General features: G+C 66.4%; 17 protein-coding genes and 1 pseudogene. 3 read left to right on the top strand and 15 right to left on the bottom strand.

The window, feature by feature from the left end; all coding sequences use genetic code 11:
- Positions 1 to 12: 12 nt before the first annotated feature.
- The 15 genes and pseudogenes from AC5Y4Z_RS15155 to AC5Y4Z_RS15085 all read right to left on the bottom strand — a co-directional run bounded on the left by AC5Y4Z_RS15155 (position 13) and on the right by AC5Y4Z_RS15085 (position 16,038).
- Positions 13 to 270, bottom strand: a complete 258-nt coding sequence (locus AC5Y4Z_RS15155; RefSeq protein WP_499965250.1) for a hypothetical protein — start codon at positions 268 to 270, stop codon at positions 13 to 15.
- Between the two features lie 696 nt (positions 271 to 966).
- Positions 967 to 1,266, bottom strand: coding sequence for a GNAT family N-acetyltransferase (locus tag AC5Y4Z_RS15150; protein WP_499965248.1), 300 nt, complete (start codon positions 1,264 to 1,266; stop codon positions 967 to 969).
- 9 nt (positions 1,267 to 1,275) lie between these two features.
- A complete protein-coding gene (locus AC5Y4Z_RS15145; RefSeq protein WP_499965247.1) occupies positions 1,276 to 1,413 on the bottom strand; it encodes a hypothetical protein in 138 nt (45 codons plus the stop codon).
- The gene (locus AC5Y4Z_RS15140) at positions 1,410 to 2,288 is read right to left on the bottom strand and encodes a hypothetical protein (RefSeq protein ID WP_499965245.1); all 879 of its coding nucleotides are present in this window, start codon (positions 2,286 to 2,288) and stop codon (positions 1,410 to 1,412) included. Before AC5Y4Z_RS15140 ends, AC5Y4Z_RS15145 begins: the two co-directional genes overlap by 4 nt.
- A 339-nt stretch (positions 2,289 to 2,627) precedes the next feature.
- Positions 2,628 to 4,466, bottom strand: a complete 1,839-nt coding sequence (locus AC5Y4Z_RS15135; RefSeq protein WP_499965243.1) for a hypothetical protein — start codon at positions 4,464 to 4,466, stop codon at positions 2,628 to 2,630.
- Positions 4,467 to 4,704: 238 nt separating this feature from the next.
- Positions 4,705 to 4,869 carry a hypothetical protein gene (locus AC5Y4Z_RS15130; RefSeq protein ID WP_499965241.1) on the bottom strand — a complete coding sequence of 55 codons (165 nt, stop codon included), beginning with the start codon at positions 4,867 to 4,869 and terminating at the stop codon, positions 4,705 to 4,707.
- A gap of 443 nt (positions 4,870 to 5,312) precedes the next feature.
- Complete coding sequence (locus AC5Y4Z_RS15125) at positions 5,313 to 8,393, bottom strand: replicative DNA helicase (protein ID WP_499965239.1); 3,081 nt, start codon at positions 8,391 to 8,393, stop codon at positions 5,313 to 5,315.
- Between the two features lie 538 nt (positions 8,394 to 8,931).
- A complete protein-coding gene (gene rplI / locus AC5Y4Z_RS15120; RefSeq protein WP_499965237.1) occupies positions 8,932 to 9,390 on the bottom strand; it encodes a 50S ribosomal protein L9 in 459 nt (152 codons plus the stop codon).
- Positions 9,391 to 9,422: 32 nt separating this feature from the next.
- Entirely contained in the window at positions 9,423 to 9,677 is a 255-nt protein-coding gene (gene rpsR / locus AC5Y4Z_RS15115) for a 30S ribosomal protein S18 (RefSeq protein ID WP_068236173.1), read from the bottom strand.
- Between the two features lie 41 nt (positions 9,678 to 9,718).
- Complete coding sequence (locus tag AC5Y4Z_RS15110; RefSeq protein ID WP_499965235.1) at positions 9,719 to 10,243, bottom strand: single-stranded DNA-binding protein; 525 nt, start codon at positions 10,241 to 10,243, stop codon at positions 9,719 to 9,721.
- A 98-nt stretch (positions 10,244 to 10,341) separates the two neighbouring features.
- A complete protein-coding gene (rpsF, locus tag AC5Y4Z_RS15105; RefSeq protein WP_068089121.1) occupies positions 10,342 to 10,632 on the bottom strand; it encodes a 30S ribosomal protein S6 in 291 nt (96 codons plus the stop codon).
- A 121-nt stretch (positions 10,633 to 10,753) separates the two neighbouring features.
- Positions 10,754 to 11,395: a DJ-1/PfpI family protein gene (locus AC5Y4Z_RS15100; protein ID WP_499965233.1), complete on the bottom strand. Its 642-nt coding sequence runs from the start codon at positions 11,393 to 11,395 to the stop codon at positions 10,754 to 10,756.
- Positions 11,352 to 12,978, bottom strand: a pseudogene (locus AC5Y4Z_RS15095) (glycosyltransferase family 87 protein); the annotation flags it as partial. The pseudogene AC5Y4Z_RS15095 and the gene AC5Y4Z_RS15100, both read right to left, overlap by 44 nt.
- Before the next feature lie 17 nt (positions 12,979 to 12,995).
- Positions 12,996 to 15,608: a transglycosylase domain-containing protein gene (locus tag AC5Y4Z_RS15090; RefSeq protein WP_499965231.1), complete on the bottom strand. Its 2,613-nt coding sequence runs from the start codon at positions 15,606 to 15,608 to the stop codon at positions 12,996 to 12,998.
- Entirely contained in the window at positions 15,601 to 16,038 is a 438-nt protein-coding gene (locus AC5Y4Z_RS15085) for a DUF5318 family protein (RefSeq protein ID WP_499965229.1), read from the bottom strand. The genes AC5Y4Z_RS15090 and AC5Y4Z_RS15085 overlap by 8 nt, the downstream gene beginning before the upstream one ends.
- 76 nt (positions 16,039 to 16,114) lie before the next feature.
- Between AC5Y4Z_RS15085 and AC5Y4Z_RS15080 the strand changes: the two genes are divergently transcribed.
- From AC5Y4Z_RS15080 to AC5Y4Z_RS15070, 3 genes are all read left to right on the top strand, one after another.
- The gene (locus tag AC5Y4Z_RS15080; protein WP_499965227.1) at positions 16,115 to 16,993 is read left to right on the top strand and encodes a DUF1707 SHOCT-like domain-containing protein; all 879 of its coding nucleotides are present in this window, start codon (positions 16,115 to 16,117) and stop codon (positions 16,991 to 16,993) included.
- Between the two features lie 166 nt (positions 16,994 to 17,159).
- On the top strand, positions 17,160 to 17,702 hold the full coding sequence (locus tag AC5Y4Z_RS15075; RefSeq protein WP_067878114.1) for a PadR family transcriptional regulator: 543 nt from the start codon (positions 17,160 to 17,162) through the stop codon (positions 17,700 to 17,702).
- Positions 17,703 to 17,757: 55 nt separating this feature from the next.
- Positions 17,758 to 18,864: an inositol-3-phosphate synthase gene (locus AC5Y4Z_RS15070; protein WP_499965225.1), complete on the top strand. Its 1,107-nt coding sequence runs from the start codon at positions 17,758 to 17,760 to the stop codon at positions 18,862 to 18,864.
- Positions 18,865 to 18,904 lie beyond the last annotated feature (40 nt).

The following is an 18,904-nucleotide window of genomic DNA, read 5'->3' as shown; positions in this document are numbered from 1 at the left end:
TATCGCGGTGTCCTAACCCGCGATCGCGTCCCGCGCGTCGAGCACGGCCATGTCCGCGGCCGCGCGCCCTGCACCCCATCCGGCGGCATCGGACGCTGATACCGAGCGCCGGACCATCGACGGGAACAGTCGATCGGTGAGCTCATCGGCCGCCCGACTGTTGGCCGCCAGCACGGGCAGGAGTCGACCGTCCCGCTTGGCCTCTGCGGTGACCGATGCGCTGGTCCTAACGCTGCGCGCGTTGTCGGTGACGACCCCCGTCGAGGTCATGGCTTTCACTACTGGCTGCGGTTGTTGCGCTCAATGCTGGAATGCGACGACCCCCTCCGCTCAATTCATTAGTGAGTGTTGCGGCGCAACGGGTTCTGTCGGTGATCGATCGTAATTGTGTTAGTTTGCAACGATTCTGGACGTTGCGTGGTACAAAGGTGGCCATGGCATTGACCAGTGCGGACAGGCGTAGCCTTGTGACCCGCACATCTGATAGTCAACGCGGAGCGCAGGAGACAAAGGTGAGCAAGGAAGCCGAGTTCGAGCAGGAAGTTCAGTAACAGCGGTCGCACGTATCGTTCGGTGGCCCCGCCTCCCGCACCTTCCACGCAAGGCTGACCGACGCTGGCCGACAAGCCGTCCTGGATTTCGTCGAGGAAATGGAGTCGGACAACTTCGCCGAAGACGCTCCTGTACCGATAGCCAAGGGATACATGGCCAGAGATCTGCCCGGAGGGGTGTTCATCGTCTACAAGAAGGTGTCGTGGCCGAGCTCAGACGTCCGATACGTGATTGCAGCGGTTAGCAGGTGCGGGGAGCAATTGTGGAGGCTGTCGCAGCCCTAAATGGGACCTCAACCCGTGCAGGGGCCGCGACTTGCCACAGAGCTTGTGCCGTCCGTTATTCGTAGTGTCGCCGGCGCAGCTCGGCGTCGCGACACTAATCCGTCGCCGTGCGGGCAGGCCGCGCGGTCGGCTAAATAAACAGCGGCCGGTGGAATTGCTGCCCTTCCGGGTGGTCGAACCGATCCCAACGGAGGGAAGCCCAGAACCCGTCGGCGCCTTCGCTATTGGCCAGCATTCGCCGGTCCGGGTGGCGCTCGGCGAGTGCCTGCACCACACCCGTGCCGACACCGCGTTCGCGTGCCGCGGTGGCCACTTCGATGTACTGGATCTCCAGGCGCTCCGGCCCGATCGACGGCACGCCCGCGTAAGTCGGGTTGAACCCTCCATCGTCCAGTTCGACACGCGCAACCTCGACACCGTCCTCGACCACCCGGACGAACTACGGGTCGCCGATGTAATACCGAACCTCGTCCCACCACTGCTCGTTCTCGTAGACGACGGCCCAATCGAGGCGGGAGCCAGGAGTACTTGTCCGCTGAACCTCGCGGTAGTCCACGAAGCTGAGGGCCACGGTCACTCCTCATCGTTTGGGCTAGAGACAGCGCCGAGCGCATGCTCCACGAGCACGGAGAACCCGAAGTACAGGTGCGCCAGCGTCGACATCGAAGTGAGGAACCCGAACATGTGATAGGCCGCGTTCCCGTCCTCGGAGTTGATGTCGATCAGCTGCCCGGCGTTGTCGCCGACGTGGAGGAAGTCGCCATAGAAGTACGTGTTGAATAGGTCTTCGGGGCGAAGGTTTCCGAAACTGACGAAGTCGTCGGGCCGCGGTCCCTCGGGCAGCAGTGTGTCACAGATGATCGTGGCGATGGTCCGGTTCAGCAACGCGGCGCGGGCCTTCCGCCACTTCGATACCACCAGGATCAGGTCGGGGTCCTGAACCTTTGCCGTTTTGATGATCCGGTCCGACGCCGTGGTGAACGCGGTCGGCTCGCCCTGGTTATTCAGCTGCCGAAACCGTGCGGCGGCGGCCACGATCAGCTCGTCATCCGGAAAGTCCGGCGTGACCGTCCAGTTCCCGTTCGTAGTTTGCATCTTGAAGCCGCTGCCGTGCGCGATCGCGCTGTAGCCGGCCAGTTTCCGGCAGGCGGCCACATACCTTTCCAGGGCGTCCCGATCCTCGGCGGCGAGCCAGGGGAGCATCGGAAACTGTGCTGGATCAGGCAGGGCGAAGGCGTAGGTGAGCTTCTCCCAGATGTGCTGGAACCCCTTGTCGCCGCCTGCTGCGGCCAGGTCCCGGTACGGCGGCGCGAAGGCCAGGGAGACGGGGTGGATCGTGTCCTCGAGCGCCATCGAGTTGAGCGTGACCGCCTTCGTCAGCGGATTCACGATCGTCTCGGTGATTTTTCTGCACGACACGTTTCGGCGTTCCGGGCCGTGGTTGATCGTCATGTAGGTAGGTTCGCCGGCTCTGTTCGCCTTCTGCGGCACCGGGGGCCGTGGCGAAGGCTCGCCTGCGGTGCGTGCCTCCCTCGCTGCCCGTCGGCGGGCGGCGCGATTCATGGCGGGGCCATCGGGCTGCTTCATGACACTAGAGCCTACGGCCGCGTGCCGACATCGAAAGGCGGCTCGCCACCGAAGCGCAGAGTGTCAGCCCGCCAGGATTCTTCGCGTCAATCGGGCGGCCGAATGGTGAAAGATGTTGGTGTGCAACGATTCTTGGGAGAGATGGCGGGCGGTCGATCGTCTCGGTTTCGCGTCGGAAACGGGTACTTCAGCCAATTTTCGTGATTAAACCTCTGGGACAGGTGGCCCGAGCTTGTCGAGCAGAACTCGCTTCGCCGTACTGACGTAGCCGCTCATCGGACGGTCGAGTCGCGCCAAGTCAAGAAACGTCTGCGGGCGCACCGGCATCGACATAGTGCACATGCCCCGCCACTTCTCAAGAAGTTCGACGAACGCGGCAGGCGCTCGGTGCTCGCAGACCCCCTCGAATACCTGCAGTTCGTGGTAGACGAGGATGCCCGGCGAACGCACATTATTGCTGAGGTTGCCGGCGGCAGCCGTCCGCAATTTGAGGTCTACATCCGCGGACACCGTTGCCGGGATGCCGGCGTTGGGAACCACTACTATCGGCACAAACACCGTATTTTGGTCGAATGTGCGGCCTGCCCAGCCGTGTTCGATCAGTAGACCCATCGTCGACGTCAGCTGTCCGAACTTCTTGTTGACGAACGTGTCCTCGAGATCGGCCTGATAGGCGGAGGGCTCGGCGAAACCTTGTGCCGCCTTCTCGTCGAGCCAGTGGTTGGTCGCATCCACCAGTAAGCACGTGTTGTCCCACACCAGCACCCAGTCGCAGACCGACGGTTTGTCACCGCCGTTGGACCAGGACTCCCACATTTCTGGTTCGGTGATGAGCGTTATTGCCCCGCGGGAGCGCTTCATCACCCGCCGGAACAGGTAGCCAACGCTGCCTTCGAAGACGTAGTTCATCGCCAAGCTGAATTGCTCGCCGGGCTTCGTCTTCTCCGTGCCGAACTCGAAGGAGGCCTGCCAATACAGCTGCGAACCGCAGAACCGGTCCAGCACCCATGCGGGTCGCAATGCAATGTATTCGCCGTCGGCGATCTCGATCAACGGTAGTTCGGTGAACGTGTATCTCCGGTGGGCGAGATAACCCTTCGCCCGTTCCTTGGCCAGCCGCTTGCGGTATTCCTTGACCGGCAGCACGGCCGAGGACTGCAGCAGGCCGAGCGCCGCGGGGTCGATGTCTTGCAGGGAGCTGGCGCTGATGATCACGTCACCGGATTTCGTGCGGTCCCACAGCAGCAGACCCATCCGGATAACCTCGCGCAGAGGCGCGTTGGTGGCGTTCAGGAACGCCTGCTCGGGAGTGTCGCCGATGAGGTCGTGCGGCGCTGCTGGGGGCCATGGCTTGAACCATGTGTCGGTGGTGTCGCCGAGGATGCGAACGGGCACCGGCGTAGCTGCAGTCTGCATCCGGGCGAACTCCATGAGCATCATCCGCTGGTTCTCCTGGAAGACCATGTTGTCGTCTTTGGTCATGGCCTCGTAGTAGGCCGCGGATTCCTCCTCGCTGGGCGGCCAGGATGTGAAAAAGTCCGGGCGGTCCTGGGCCTCCTGCTCGCCGTTGATGGACAACAGGAGACGGACGAAATCAGCTCGGCGGAGGGCGGGCAGCCCCTCATCGGCGTCGGTGCACCACTCGATCACTTCGCGGATCAGCTGGTTGAGGGCCGGCGGCGGCATCAGCCGATGGCCCTTGCTGAGTGCTTGGGTGACCTTATCGGCGAGATCGCCGCTGCTCAGACGGCCGACGAAACTTTTCTCGAGCGCAGGCTCCCGCGAGTACAACGCCGCTTTGTCGAGGACGGCGTAGGCCGAGCAGACGAACCGCAATGAAGGCCGCAACGCGTATCCGCGCAGAATTTCCTTGCGACGCCCCTCGTCAAGATGCTCGAGCTCGATGCCCGCCGCAGTGATGCTGCTGGCTCCAAGATCTTTCGCGACCAGCTCGAGGAAAGCCTCGTACTGTTCCTGCGAGGCGAACCATGGTGGCGCTTTCTTCGGAGGTCCTCCTGGCCCCCGATTTTCCGCAGCAGGCATCGCTGCTCATCCTCCCGGCCATTGTTGGTGTCCAGGGTTCGAGGCTACGCGCGCTTCAGGCGTATTAGGCGAATGATCTCGCCGAAGGCGGCATCTCGTCAGGCGGTCGCGATGTTGTGAGGTGTGGTGATCATCGCCGGATATCGATCTCGTCGGCCGCCGCGGTCAATGCGGCGGCAAGCTGCCGGGCGGCCTCGGGCTACATGCGCGCCAAGGCGGAAATCAGTTTCGGCGTCAGCTAACGATTGCAGGTGCCGTCGTCGCGTTGGAGGCTGCCAATGCGGAACGCGAAACCGAAAGACTTGCGCACATTGCCGTCGAACAGCCGCGTCGGCACGCCCGCGCGCTTGGTCCAGTGGTGGACGTAGGTGGTGTCAGGCGGTGCGGGCGACGTCGAAGGCATCGAGGAGCGTTGTGGTGGTTGGGCTTTCGGTGGACATGGCCAGGCTTGCTCCTTCGGTTCGCCAACCCGAAGCCGAGCCGCTTACTAGCCAGTTGGGTACGTATTGGGGACGAGGCCTGATCGGAAGTCCAAAAACCTCTGAGCTGCATAGCCTCTGGTGCGCGATACTGGGATTAAACCTGCTATCCCTGCTCACCCCCGCAAGGTTATGTCGCTATGTTGTTTGCGCTTGACGGAAGCGCCAATACTGTTGGTGTACAAAAGATTCCGCATGCCCACGATGGCTAACCGCCGTTGTATACCAATTCTTCGACCGCTGCGCCGACGCATCGTGCGCTTGGATCGGTAGCTAAATGACATCGAATGAGATCTTTTTACATCAGATGACATCGGAACTGAGATGGTGACATGGTTTTTTGAGAACCTACAACAACCTCGACAACTCAGCGCGCCATGTTGGCGAACCGCGACAAGTGCAGCTGGTGCGCGACGGTCACCGTCTTGGTCGGACCGTTGCGGTGCTTGGCGAGAATGAAGTCGGCCTCTCCCCCACGCGGGTCGTCACGTTCGAACGCGTCCGGGCGGTGCAGCAGGATTACCATGTCGCTATCTTGTTCGAGGCTGTTATGAACTGAGATGCCATTGGCGACGAAATTGTGTGTGCCACTTACGGTTCCGTCATAGACGTCTTGCTCACCCAGACTCGTGATCTCGACAATCGTGTCCCAATAAACGTCAGTGGTTGCCAGCGCGTGGATGTCGGGATCACCGAGCACCATTGCCGCGCGATGGAGCCTGGACCGGCTCGGCGAGTGCTTCCACATCGTCGACCCGCAAAACTGGGTACCCATGGCGGCGGCGAACTGACGATGGGTTATCTGCTTGGTGGACAATACGCTTCGAACCCGAGCCCAGACCTCAACGGGCACGGTGTCCAGGTTGGGATTGCGCACCAATCCCTCCAGCTGATCTATGACTTGCTGCACCGCGACCGCTTTCGCACCGTGCACTCCGACATGCCGAAGGAACCTGAGCTGATTCTCCGCCCCGTAGATGTGCAGGTGCCACGAGTCGCGGTACCCGACCTTCTGGACGTGCTTGATCCGCCCATACACGCCGGCCCGGAGCAGCAGTTGAGCCACGTCGTCGATGAGCCGTCGGCTCGTCGACGCATAGTAGATGCGTCCCTGACCCACCTTGGCGTCCCACCGAACGGAGCCGTCGGTGGCCCAGAGGTGCCGCAGGAATAACGCCACCTGGTCGTAAGGCAAGCGAAAGATGGGTTCCGGCACGAACTTTTCGTAGCTGCGCTTGCCGAACAGTCCCAGGCCGTCGAGCCAGGCCGCGATCGGATTGCGCCGGCCGCGCGCCACCCGCTCCGGCGCCGGTAGCCGCAGCGTGGTGACCCGAGCAGCCGGGTACTCGTCACGAACGGCGGTCACGCCGAAGTAGGCGGCCGAAATCGTCACCGCGGCCAGGCTCGCCTCATCCACCGATGCGTAGCGAATCGGTTGGTTCTTGACGCACGACCCGTCGCCAATCATGTGGGCAAGCAGAACAATTTCCGAGTCGGCCATCCGCTGGGTTTCGACGGGTTCCGGAACGTGCCGCGGGGCAGCGATGCGATCGCCAACCTTGAGCTCCTCCATTGGAGTCCAGCCGTCCAGTTTCATGAAGGGATGGTTGCCAGTGGCCTCGACCTCGCGGCCCGAGGCCAGCCGCAGCCGGAACACCTCTTTGCGTCCGCTGGGGAACACGTTGGTCATCGGCCGGGCGACCATGCGCAGACGCTCATCCAGCGACCACACCAATGGGCGCTCGCCGGTGCGCATCAGCTCACCGAAGGTCACCTCGGCACCCGTGTCGGCGCGCAGGATCCGCGTCGAGGCAGTAAGGCATCCCGATTCACGAAGGTCGGCCAACATCGGCCGCTTGTCGGTGCGCTGCTCCGGACCGCGGTTGAGCTGGCTGATCGCGACCACCGGAACCTCGAGCTCCTTCGCCAAAAGCTTGAGGTGACGGGAGAATTCGGAGACTTCCACCTGGCGCGACTCGTGCTTCTTGCCAGAGGTCATCAACTGCAGGTAGTCGACGACGACTAGCCTCAAGTCGGACTTCTGTCGCAACCGGCGCGCCTTGGCGCGGATCTCCATCATGGTCAGGTTGGGCGAGTCGTCGATATACAGTGGCGCTTCGCTGATTTCGCTCATCCGCCGTGCGAGCCGCGTCCAGTCGTCGTCGGTCATCCGGCCCGAACGCATATCGGCGAGCTTGATTTTCGCCTCCGCCGACAGCAGCCGCATCACGATCTCGGACTTGCTCATCTCCAGGGAGAAGATGACGCTGGCCAGCCGGTGCTTGATCGAGCACGACCGCATGAAGTCCAGCCCCAGCGTGGAGTTGTGCGTCGGCACCATCCCGGAGCCGGCGAGGTACAAACGCGCACCATTGTCGACCTGGACGCAGCGCACCGGCACACTGCCCACCCGGCGCACCGCCTCGATCTGCACCACCGGCGTCAGCAAGGCCGTCGTACGCGCACCGTAGCGCGGCGCCGACCCCGCCGCGGCGATGGTGTCCCAGCCACAACGCAGCTGAGCCGACGTCCGGATGCCGCGGGTCGTGGGCCACTGGTGCGCGCCGTCGGCGACGATCACTGTCCCATCGGAGAATTCGATCTCGTAGCAGGGCCGTCCCAGCATGACCTCGGTCGCGGCAACCACTCGTGTCGGCAACCCATCGGCATCGAGCAGCTCGTCACCCACCGCGACGTCGCCCATCGTCGTCCAGCCGGCCGGGGTCGGCAGCGGCGTATCCAACGCCAGTGCCTTCCCCACGCCCGGCCGGGCCGCCACGATGATCATCTGCCCGGGGTGTAGTCCGTTGGTCACCTCGTCGAGTTCGGTGAACCCGGTCGGCACCCCGCGCGATACGCCACCGCTCGACGCGATGGCGTCGATCTCGTCCATCGTCGGCTGCAGGAGATCCTCGAGCGGAACGAAGTCCTCGGAGAGTCGGCGGTCGGCGACGTCGTAGATCTCGGCCTGCGCGCGGTCGACGATCTCGGCCACGTCGGCGCCCTCGGCGCCCGCGTAGCCGTACTGCACGACGCGGGTCCCGGCCTCCACCAGCCGGCGCAGCAGCGCCTTCTCGGCCACGATGCCCGCGTAGTAGCCGGCATTGGCGGCCGTCGGCACCGTCGAGATCAGGGTGTGCAGGTACGGCGCCCCGCCGATCCGGCGCAGCAGCCCGCGGCGGTCCAGTTCCGCGGCCACCGTCACCGCGTCGGCGGGCTCACCGCGGCCGTAGAGGTCCAGGATCGCGTCGTAGACGTTCTGGTGCGCCGGCCGGTAGAAGTCGCCCGGCCGCAGCCGCTCCAGCACGTCGGCGATCGCGTCCTTGCTCAGCAGCATCCCGCCCAGCACCGACTGCTCCGCGGCGAGATCCTGCGGGGGCTGGCGACCGAATTCTTCGTTGGGCGGCGTGGAACCCATTTCCGGCGCGAGGTCATCGACGACGGCCATGGATTCTCACCTCCCCTGTCACTTCACGAACAACCGAACATACATTCGATAACAGCTATCCGGAGCGTAAGTCAAGGCACCGACACCCACGCCTCATCGCATCCCTTTCGCGTCGCGCCGGGACGACGGTAAACGTTGCTGGCAAGTACTTAAAGGGGCCGCTGTTCATAACGTTGTGCATCGCGTGTGCATATCCTTCGACACATGTGTTAAAGCGGGTGTGGAGAACCTGTGGATTATTTCGAGACACTGCGACATCACTGCTGATACGAGCAGTACAACTCGCCGATCTCGGTGTGGACAGGAAATCGTTCGGCGTGTCGCGCGAGGTTACCGCGCCGGGCGTGTTGGCTTTCGGCCACGTTTTGGCCGCGTTAAGGGACGGTTAAGAGCATCGCCCGGCGGCACCGCGGAAATAGTTCGCCAGCGACCCCCGCCGGCAACCATCATCGGAACCCCGGCGGGCGGGCGCGAGCGCTGCGAACGCCGGCAGCGACCGAACCGCGGCCGCCGCCGGAAGGGAGCAAACGCTACGTGCTTAGCTGCCCGCGACGACGTCGAGCGCGACCTCGACGTCGACCTCCGGGTGCAGATGCACCGAGACCCGGTGCGCGCCGAGCGCCTTGATGTGGGCCTTGGGCAGCCGGACGATCCGCTTGTCGAGGTTGGGTCCCCCGGCCTTCTTGATGGCCGCCACGATGTCCCCGGCGGTCACCGAGCCGAACAGCTTGCCCGTGTCGCCGGCGGCGTTCACCGGCAGCGTGACGGGGCCCAGCGCGTCGATCGCCGACTTGATTTCGTTGGCGTGCTCGAGGTCGCGCACCGTCTTGGTTTCGCGGGCGCGCCGAATCTCGTCGGCCTGTTTCTGCGCCCCGCGCGAGGCGAGGATTGCCAGCCCGCGCGGCAGCAGGAAGTTGCGGCCGTACCCGTCCTTCACTTCGACCGCGTCGCCGACGCTCCCGAGGTGGTCGACGTCAGCCGTCAGGATCAGCTTCATCGTTTTAGTACTTTCCGTTTGAGCTTCGGCGTCTACCGGGCCGAGGAGGTGAAGGGCAGCAAGGCCACCTCGCGGGCGTTCTTCACCGCGGTCGCGATGTCGCGCTGGTGCTGCACGCAGTTGCCGGTGACCCGGCGCGCCCGGATCTTGCCGCGCTCGCTGATGTAGGTGCGCAGCAACGCGGTGTCCTTGTAGTCGATCGCTTGCTCTTTCTTCGCGCAGAAGACGCACTTGCGCGCCTTGACCGGCTTTTCCGGAGCCGGGCGCCGCTTGTTGGACTTGGCCATGTCTGTCTTTCTTTTCGTTTACTACTGGTCTGAAGTCGGGGTCAGAACGGGGGTTCGTCGTCGCCGCCGCCGAAGGATCCCGAGGCCGGGGCGCTGCCCCACGGGTCGTCCCCGGATCCGCCGCTGGGCTGCGCGGCCGGCGCCTGGCGAGCGCCGCCGCCACCGCCGCCCGAGCCGAAGCCGCCGCCCCCGCCGCCGCTGCGGCTGGCCTTGTTGACCTTGGCGGTGGCGTACCGCAGCGAGGGCCCGATCTCGTCGACCTCGACCTCGACCACGGTGCGCTTCTCGCCTTCACGGGTCTCGAAGGAACGCTGCTTGAGCCGCCCGGTCACGATCACCCGGGCGCCGCGCGTGAGGCTTTCGGCGACGTTCTCGGCGGCCTCCCGCCAGATGTTGCACCGCAGGAACAGCGCCTCGCCGTCCTTCCATTCCCCGCTCTGGCGGTCATAGATCCGCGGCGTGGAGGCGACGGTGAAGTTCGCCACGGCGGCACCCGAGGGAGTGAACCGCAGTTCGGGGTCGGCGGTCAGGTTGCCGACGACGGTGATAGTGGTGTCACCAGCCACAGTTTCCTCCTCGTTTCTGCCGGTGCGGCGCCGCGGGAAGCGGGCTCGTCATGGGCATGTCCTCGCTGAGCCTACGCAGGTCCCACGACACTCGGCAGTCAGTGCTTGTCGGTGCGCATCACCTTGGTGCGCAGCACCGACTCGTTGAGGCTCAGCTGGCGGTCGAGCTCGGACACCGTGGCCGGTTCGGCCTTCAGGTCGACGACGACGTAGATGCCCTCGGCGTGCTTGGCGATCTCGTAGGCCAGCCGGCGCTTGCCCCAGATGTCGACCTTCTCGACGCTCCCGCCGTCCTTGCGGACGACGTTGAGGAACGTCTCCAGCGACGGAGCAACGGTGCGTTCGTCGAGCGTGGGGTCAAGAATGACCATGATTTCGTATGGACGCATGGAAACCTCACCACCTCCTCTGGTCTCGAGCGGCCACGGTCGATCCGTGGCAGGAGGGTCGCCTGCGTCGGCAACCGCATCAGGGTACCGGACACGGCGCCGGGCCGAGAAATCCGAGCGCTTACTGCCGTCCCTGCAGGTACTCGTTGGCCCGGGCCACGGTGGGCTCGTCGGCCTTGGCGAGCGCGCCCGCCTCGAACGGCGGCTGCGGGTCGTACTCGATGAGTAACTGGGCGGCCTGCGCGGCCCGCCGATCGACGAGCAGCTCGACCAGCCGCAACGCCATGTCGATGCCACTGGACACGCCCGCCGCGGTGATGATGCGCCGCGGCAGGTGCTCGACGACGCGTTCGGGGACGTAGCGCGCGCCGAGATCGTTGAGCAGGCCCGCGGCCCGCCAATGGGTCGTCGCGGTGAGCCCGTCGAGCAGGCCGGCGCCGGCCAACAACAGCGCCCCGGTGCAGACCGAGGTGGTAAACGTGGTGCCCGGGTGCACCGCCCGCAGCCAAGCACGGATGACGTCATCGTGGATCAGCTCGCGAGTGCCGATGCCACCGGGAACCACCACCACGTCGGGCGCGCCGACCTCGTCGAAGGTGGCGTCGCAGGTGAGGCCCAGCATCCCGTTCTCGGTGCGCACCTCCCCCCGGTGGCCGCCCACGAACACGACGTCGATCGACGGAATGCGTTGCAGCACTTCGTAAGGACCCACGGCGTCCAGCGCGGTGAACCGCGGAAACAGCGGGATGGCGACCTGCGTCATGGTGGTGACGGTACCGTCGTTGGTCGCAGCCCGGGCGGGCGCAGTCGGTCGGGCAGCCAGCCGGGCGGGGCGTCGGAGGCGCGGTCGAAGGGACCGCCCACCGGGTCGTCCACCCGCCCGTCCCAGCGCACCAGGTCCTCCTCGGGCCGGTAGATCTGCCGCAGCACCAGCGCGCACAGCGCCGCCACCGCGATGTCGCGGAGCAGCACCGTCGTGGTGAAGAACTGCTCCGGGAGCCCGCGGTTGGGGTTGCCGTACAGGAAATACATGCGCGGCACCCAGACAAGCGCGTCAATCGTCATCCAGGCCAACAGGATTCGGCGATGCGGCAACGCCAGTACGGCCAGCGGCACCAGCCACAACGAGAACTGGGGGCTCCAGACCTTGTTGGTCAACAGGAAGGCGGCCACGACCAAGAACACCACCTGCGCCACCCGCGGGCGGCGCGGGGCGGTGAGCGCGACGTAGGCGATCGCCGCACAACAGAGCGCGAACGAGACCGCGACCACCGCGTTCAGCACCGTCGGCGGCTCCCAGAAACCCAGCCGGGGATCGAAACCGCGCCAGCCGGTGAACGACTTCACCACGTTGTAGATCGAGTCCATGTCGTCGCCGCGGCGGGCGTTGAGCCGGAAGAATTCCGACCAGCCGCGCGGGAAGAGCACCAGCACCGGCAGGTTCACCACCAGCCAGGTCACCGCGGCCGTCGCCGCGGTGCGCGCCAGGGCGCGCAGGCGACCGGTCCGGATGCCCAACACCAGCATCGGGCCCAAAAACAGCAGCGGGTACAGCTTCGCCGCGGCGCCCAACCCGATCAGCACGCCGGCCAGCACCGGTTTGCGCCGCGCCCACGCCAACAGCCCGCCCATCGCGAATGCCGTTGCCAGCGCGTCGAAGTTGGTGAAGATCTGGAAGATCACCACGGGCGAGGCGGCCACCAGGGCCGCGTCCCAGATGCGGCGGCCCGACAGGCCCGCCGTGGCCCAGACGGTCGCCAGCCAGGCCAGCGCCAGCCCGAATGCCGCGACGTCGAAGAACATCACCACCTCGGCGACCACCGGCAGCGGGGCTACCTTGCTCAGCGCGGTGTAGGTCTTGGCCAGCGCCATCGACGCGTACTGATACAGGCCGGTGAGCACCGGATACTCCATGTATCGCACCGCGGGCTGCCCGTCGTAGCGGGTCTGCGGCGCGCCGCCACCGTCGGTCTCGATCCAGCTCGACTTGTACGGAAACTTCCCCTGGCTCAACAACTCCGCGCCGTAGAGCGGCACCGTGTCGGAGTAGCACAACTCGTAGTAGGCGCGCTGGTTTTCCCAGTTGGCAACGCGCTGATCGCCCGGGCCGGTGCCGCCGCTCTGCAGGCAGGCCGCCTTGGTCGACCAGCCGAGCGCCAGAAACACCAGCGCGAGCACGAACATGACGCGCACCGGCGTCATCACCCGGGTTCGGCCGATGAGCGCGTGCCGGCCCACCGGTCCGCCGGCGCCATCCGCCAGCGCGGCGCCCAAAGTGTCTGTGCGGCTGGGGCAATCGCGGTTGTCGGCGCTGCGCCGATCGTGCGCCAAGGGCGCCGGAGAGATCTGCTGTCCGGCGCCGGTCACGGCGGCGGTGGGGGAGCTTGCGGGCCGCCCGGCGGGACACCGGGCGGCTGCGGCGCGCCCGGCTCGGTGCCGCCCGGCTGACCACCGCCCGGTTGCAGGCCGCCGGGTGACGGCGGCGCGTTGGTCACCGTGGTGGGCGGACCGACCGGGATCGTGATGCCCGGCGCCACCTCGATGGTGGGCTGGATGACGGTCACCGCCGGCGGCGCCGGCGGCGGGGGCGGCGCGGCGGGCACGCCGGCGTAACCGCCGATCTCGCTCGGCTTGGGGAAGCTCTCGTTGGAGGTGCCCTTCAGCGCGCCGTCCATGGTCGACTTCCAGATGTCCGACGGCAGCCCGGACCCGTAAACCTCGGCGCCCGAGGCGGTTACCAGCGGCACGTTGTCCTGCACGGTGCCCACCCACACCGCCGTCGACAGCGACGGCGTGTATCCGACCATCCAAGCGTCCTTGTTTGCCTTGGTGTCCCCGAGTTGCACCGTCCCGGTCTTGGCCGCCGACGCGCGCCCGCCGGCCAGGTTGTGGCCGCGCGAATAGCCGGCGATCGGCTGCATCGCGGCGGTGACGTTGTCGGCGACGCCCTTGTCGATGCGCTGTTCGCCGTTGTTGCCGTTGTTGTCCGAATTGCCGGCGTCGAACAGGACCTGGCCCTCGGCGTTGACGACCCGCTGCACCAGATGCGGGCGGTGGTACACGCCGGACGCGGCCAGCGTGGCGTACGCCGAGGCCATGTCGACCGGCCGGGTTTGGTACTGACCCAGCACAATCCCGTTGTTGGGCGGCCCACCCTTGCCGTCCTCGGACAGGGTGTGGGCGACGCCGGGGAAGCTGGTCGCGACCCCGGCCTGGTGCGCGGCGTCCGCGACGGCCTGCGGGCCGCCCTTGAGCTTGAGCATCAGCCGGTAGTAGGCGGTGTTGAGCGAAAGCTTCAGCGCCTCGGCGATATTGCAGGTCCCGCAGCTCTCGCCGTCGACATTGGTGATCTTGATGCCGTCGACCGTGAGCGGGGAGCTGTCCACCTGGTAGCCCAGCCCGATGCCCTGTTCCAGCGCCGCGACCAACGCGAACACCTTGAACGACGACCCGGTCTGCAGCCCGGCCTGAGCGAAGTCGAAACCGTTGGCGTCGGCGCCGCCGTAGTAGGCGCGGATCGCGCCGTTGTGCGGATCGATGGACACCACCGCGGACCGCATGTCGGGGTCCTGCCCGTCGAGGTATTTCGATATCGCCTTCTCCGCGGCCTGCTGGGCCTTCGGGTCGATCGTCGTGGTGACCTGCAGCCCCTGGGTGTTCAGCGTCTGCTCGTCGATGTTGAACAGGTCCATGAGCTCTTTGGTCACCTGGCGCTCGATCAGCCCGTTGGGGCCGGTCGTCTGGGTCTGCGCGCGGGCCTGATCGGGCGGCACGGTCACCGGAAAGACCTGTCCCGCACGGTCGCTCGGCGACAGCGCCTTGGTTTCCACCATGCCGTCGAGCACCCAGTTCCACCGCTCCGCGGCGCCCTTGGGATCGACGGCCGGGTCCAGCGTGGACGGGCGCCGTATCAGCGCCGCCAGCAGCGCGCCCTCCGACACCGTCAGCTGCTCGACCGGCTTGTCGAAGTACGCCTTGGCCGCCGCCGAAATCCCGTAGGCGCCCCGGCCGAAGTAGATGATGTTCAGATAGGCCTGCAAGACATCGTCTTTGGACCACTCCCCCGACATCTTGGTGGCGATCACCAACTCCTTGGCCTTGCGCATCAGCCCGCTGAACCCGTGTTGCGCCGAACCAACCAACGCGTTCTTCACGTACTGCTGGGTGATCGTCGAACCACCCTGCAGGTCGCCGCCGCCGAACAGGTTGTTGTTCACCGCGCGCGCGAACCCGCTGAACGAGAAGCCCGGGTTGGAATAGAAGTTGCGGTCTTCGGCGGCGATCACCGCCTGGCGCACGTGCACGGGCACCTGGTTGAGGTTGACGTCGACCCGATTGCCTTCGGGCGGAACGATTTTGGCGATTTCCGAGCCGTCGCTGGCCAGGATCGTCGACACCTGGTTGGTGCGGATGTTGCCCGGCTTGGGGACGTCGACGATGAAGTACGCCATGGCGAAGGTGACGATCGGCAACAGCACCAGCGCCGCCGCGGTCAGATAGGCCGCGCGGCGCACCCACAGCCAGTTGATCTGCTGGGTCCAGCTCCAGTCGACGCCCCGCCGCGGGCCTCGGTCACCCGGCCCGCCTCCCCCACCCGGCCCTGGCGGCGGGGGCGGCGGCCCGTCCGGTGGGCGGCGACCGCGAAGGGGACCGTCGCCGCGCGACGACGCCGAAGCCGCCCGGCCGTCCATCGCCGCCTTGACCTCGTCGAGCGCGTCGCGTTGCGCGGGCGCGTCCAGCGCGGCCTTGACCTCGTCGATGGGATCGGCCCGCCGCGGCGCGCGGTCGTCAACGACGGGCGGCAGGATCGTCGTCAGCCGGTCATCCGGGGGAGGAACCGGGCGGCGGTGCGGGCCCCGCGCGCCGGGGCGGCCGGGTCCGTCCGGCCGGTCGGCGCTCGTGTGCTTCCCCACGCGCTCAGTCGCCGATTCGTTGAGGTCAGCAGGCGACTGGTCGTGGCGCCCTTCGTTACTCAATGGCCGTGCGGGCGCCGTCGCGCGCCGTCCGCGTCGTCGTCCGCCTGCCTCGGGGAGGAGGTGCCGTCCGCGCGGCACCCATCACATACGACTTCACCAGGTGGTTCCAGCTGCAGGTCCGGCACACCTCGACCACGTGCACGGAGAACTCCTCGAAGCGGGTCGCCAGCATCACCAGCTCCTCGGCGGTGCGCGCCGAGCCCGACACCGCGCCCAGGTGATCGCCGAACACCCACGACACCAGGGTCAGCTGCTCCTTGCGGCAGATCGGGCACATCACCTGGCTCTGTTTCCCATGAAACTTCGCGGCGCGCAGCAGATACGGGTTGGCGTCACACACCTCGGACACACCGGTGCGCCCCGAGTACACCTCGGCGAGCAGGGAGCGCCGCCGAAGCGCGAAGTCCACCACTTGTCGCTGCAGTCGCACGCAGACCAGAGTACGTGGCTGACGGCACCACCGATATGCAACCGAGACCGTTGCGCACGCACCTACGATCATCGGCGTGGCGAAATTGCTCGGGACAGCGTTGCGCATCGGGGCGACGCCGACGACCCGCGCCAAGGACAGCGACCGGCAGGACACCTGCAGGATTCTCGACGGCGCGCTGAGCGACGGTGAGCTCTCCGAGCAGGAGCACCGGGAACGGGTCAGCGCCGCGACCAACGCGGTCACCCTGGGCGATCTGCAGGGCCTGATGGACGACCTGCAGGGCGGCGGCGCGCCCGCGCCGGCGCCGGCCGGTGCTTGGCCGCCGAGGTTGCCGAAGGTGGGTGGGTGGCGCGGCGTGGTCGTCGCCCTGCTCGTGGCGATGCTGCTGGGCGTCGTCATCGGTTGGGGCCTCTACGGCAACACCCGCTCGCCGCTGGATTTCACCACCGACCCCGGCGCCAAGCCCGACGGCGTCGCCCCGGTGGTGCTGACCCCGCCCACGCAGCTGCATTCGGTCGGCGGGCTGACCGGTTTGCTCGAGCAGGCACGCAAACGGTTCGGCGACACCATGGGCTTTCGGCTGGTGATCTACCCGGACTACGCGGTCCTGGACCGTCCCGACCCGTCCGACGACCGCCGCGTCCTGGCCTACACCTACCGCGGCGGCTGGGGCGACCCGACCAGCTCTGCCAAGAGCTCGGCCGACGGCCCTGTCACCGTTAACCTCGGCAAATTCGACGTCGCGGCCACCGTGGGCATCATGCGCGGCGCCCCCCAAAGCCTCCGCATTAAACCGTCCGACGTGAAAAGCACCTACCTGGTGATCGAGCCCGCGACCGACCCCACCACCCCGGGCGCGCTGTCGCTGTCGGTGTACGTGTCCAGTGACTACGGCGGCGGCTACATCGTCTTCGCCGGCGACGGCACCATCAAACGGATCAATCTGCCGTAGCGCCTGGTCGGGAACCCATTGCCCCAGGCAGCGCTCGTGACGAATTGTGCGCCAACGCCGGGTGGTGTTGTGGCGAATATATCGAAACGATACGATGACGCGAGGCGTCGAACCGCTAATCAGCCAATCAGCTGCCGCATTTAGCCATTTCAAGGGGGTGTATCGATTGCTGGAGCTCGCCATCCTGGGCCTCCTGATCGAGTCACCCATGCACGGCTACGAGCTGCGCAAACGGTTGACCGGGCTGCTCGGCGCGTTCCGGGCGTTCTCGTACGGGTCGCTGTACCCGGCCCTGCGGCGCATGCAGGCCGAGGGGCTGATCGCCGAAAACGCCGCGCCGGCCGGCACCCCCGTGCGGCGGGCGCGCCGGGTCTACCAGCTGACCGACGCCGGCCGCCGGCGCTTCGGGGAACTGGTCGCCGACACCGGCCCGCACAACTACACCGACGACGGCTTCGGCGTCCACCTGGCCTTCTTCAACCGCACGCCGGCCGAGGCGCGGATGCGCATCCTGGAAGGCCGCCGGCGTCAGGTCGAGGAGCGCCGCGAAGGCCTGCGCGAGGCGGTGGCGCGGGCCAGCAGCTCGTTCGACCGCTACACCCGCCAACTGCATCAGCTCGGGCTCGAGTCCAGCGAGCGCGAGGTCAAGTGGCTCAACGAGCTCATCGCCGCGGAGCGCGCGATGCCCGGCCTTTCCGAACAAACGTGAAACCCCTGCACGAAAACACCCGAGCCCAGAAGTTATGAAGTTAGGAGAACGCCCTATGAGTGACCACCAGCCGTTAGGGGCGCCGGAGGCGCAGTCGGAGGTACGAGTCGCCATTGTCGGCGTCGGTAACTGCGCGTCCTCGCTGGTTCAGGGCGTGCAGTACTACCTCGACGCCGACGAGAACAGCACGGTGCCCGGCCTGATGCACGTGAAGTTCGGCCAGTACCACGTCCGCGACGTGAAGTTCGTGGCCGCGTTCGACGTGGACGCCAAGAAGGTCGGCTTCGACCTGTCGGAGGCGATCTTCGCGTCGGAGAACAACACCATCAAGATCGCCGACGTGCCGCCCACCAACGTCACCGTGCAGCGCGGCCCGACGCTCGACGGCATCGGCAAGTACTACGCCGACACCATCGAGGTGTCCGACGCCGAGCCGGTCGACGTGGTCAAGGTCCTCCGGGAGAACAACGTCGACGTGCTGGTGTCCTACCTGCCGGTGGGCTCCGAGGAGGCCGACAAGTTCTACGCCCAGTGCGCCATCGACGCGGGCGTGGCGTTCGTCAACGCGCTGCCGGTATTCATCGCCTCGGACCCGGTGTGGGCCAAGAAGTTCGCCGACGCCGGCGTCCCGATCGTCGGCGACGACATCAAGAGCCAGGTCGGCGCCACCATCACCCACCGCGTGATGGCCAAGCTGTTCGAGGACCGTGGCGTGCAGCTGGACCGCACCATGCAGCTCAATGTCGGCGGCAACATGGACTTCCTCAACATGCTCGAGCGTGAACGGCTGGAGTCGAAGAAGATCTCCAAGACGCAGGCCGTCACCTCCAACCTGCAGCGCGAGTTCAAGACCAAGGACGTGCACATCGGCCCGTCCGACCACGTCGGCTGGCTCGACGACCGCAAGTGGGCCTACGTCCGCCTCGAGGGCCGCGCCTTCGGTGACGTGCCGCTGAACCTGGAGTACAAGCTCGAGGTGTGGGACTCGCCGAACTCGGCCGGCGTCATCATCGACGCGGTGCGCGCCGCGAAGATCGCCAAGGACCGCGGCATCGGCGGCCCGGTGGTGCCCGCGTCGGCCTACCTGATGAAGAGCCCGCCGCAGCAGCTGCCCGACGACGTCGCGCGCACCCAGCTCGAAGAGTTCATCATCTCGGGCTAGGAGCCCTTTTCGCTCGACGAACGTCGAGTTGTTGCGGCGA

It is taken from the genome of Mycobacterium sp. NGS63, from assembly GCF_059812295.1.
The sequence above is the reverse complement of the archived record's forward strand: the minus strand, read 5'-3'. Positions and strand labels throughout refer to the sequence as shown.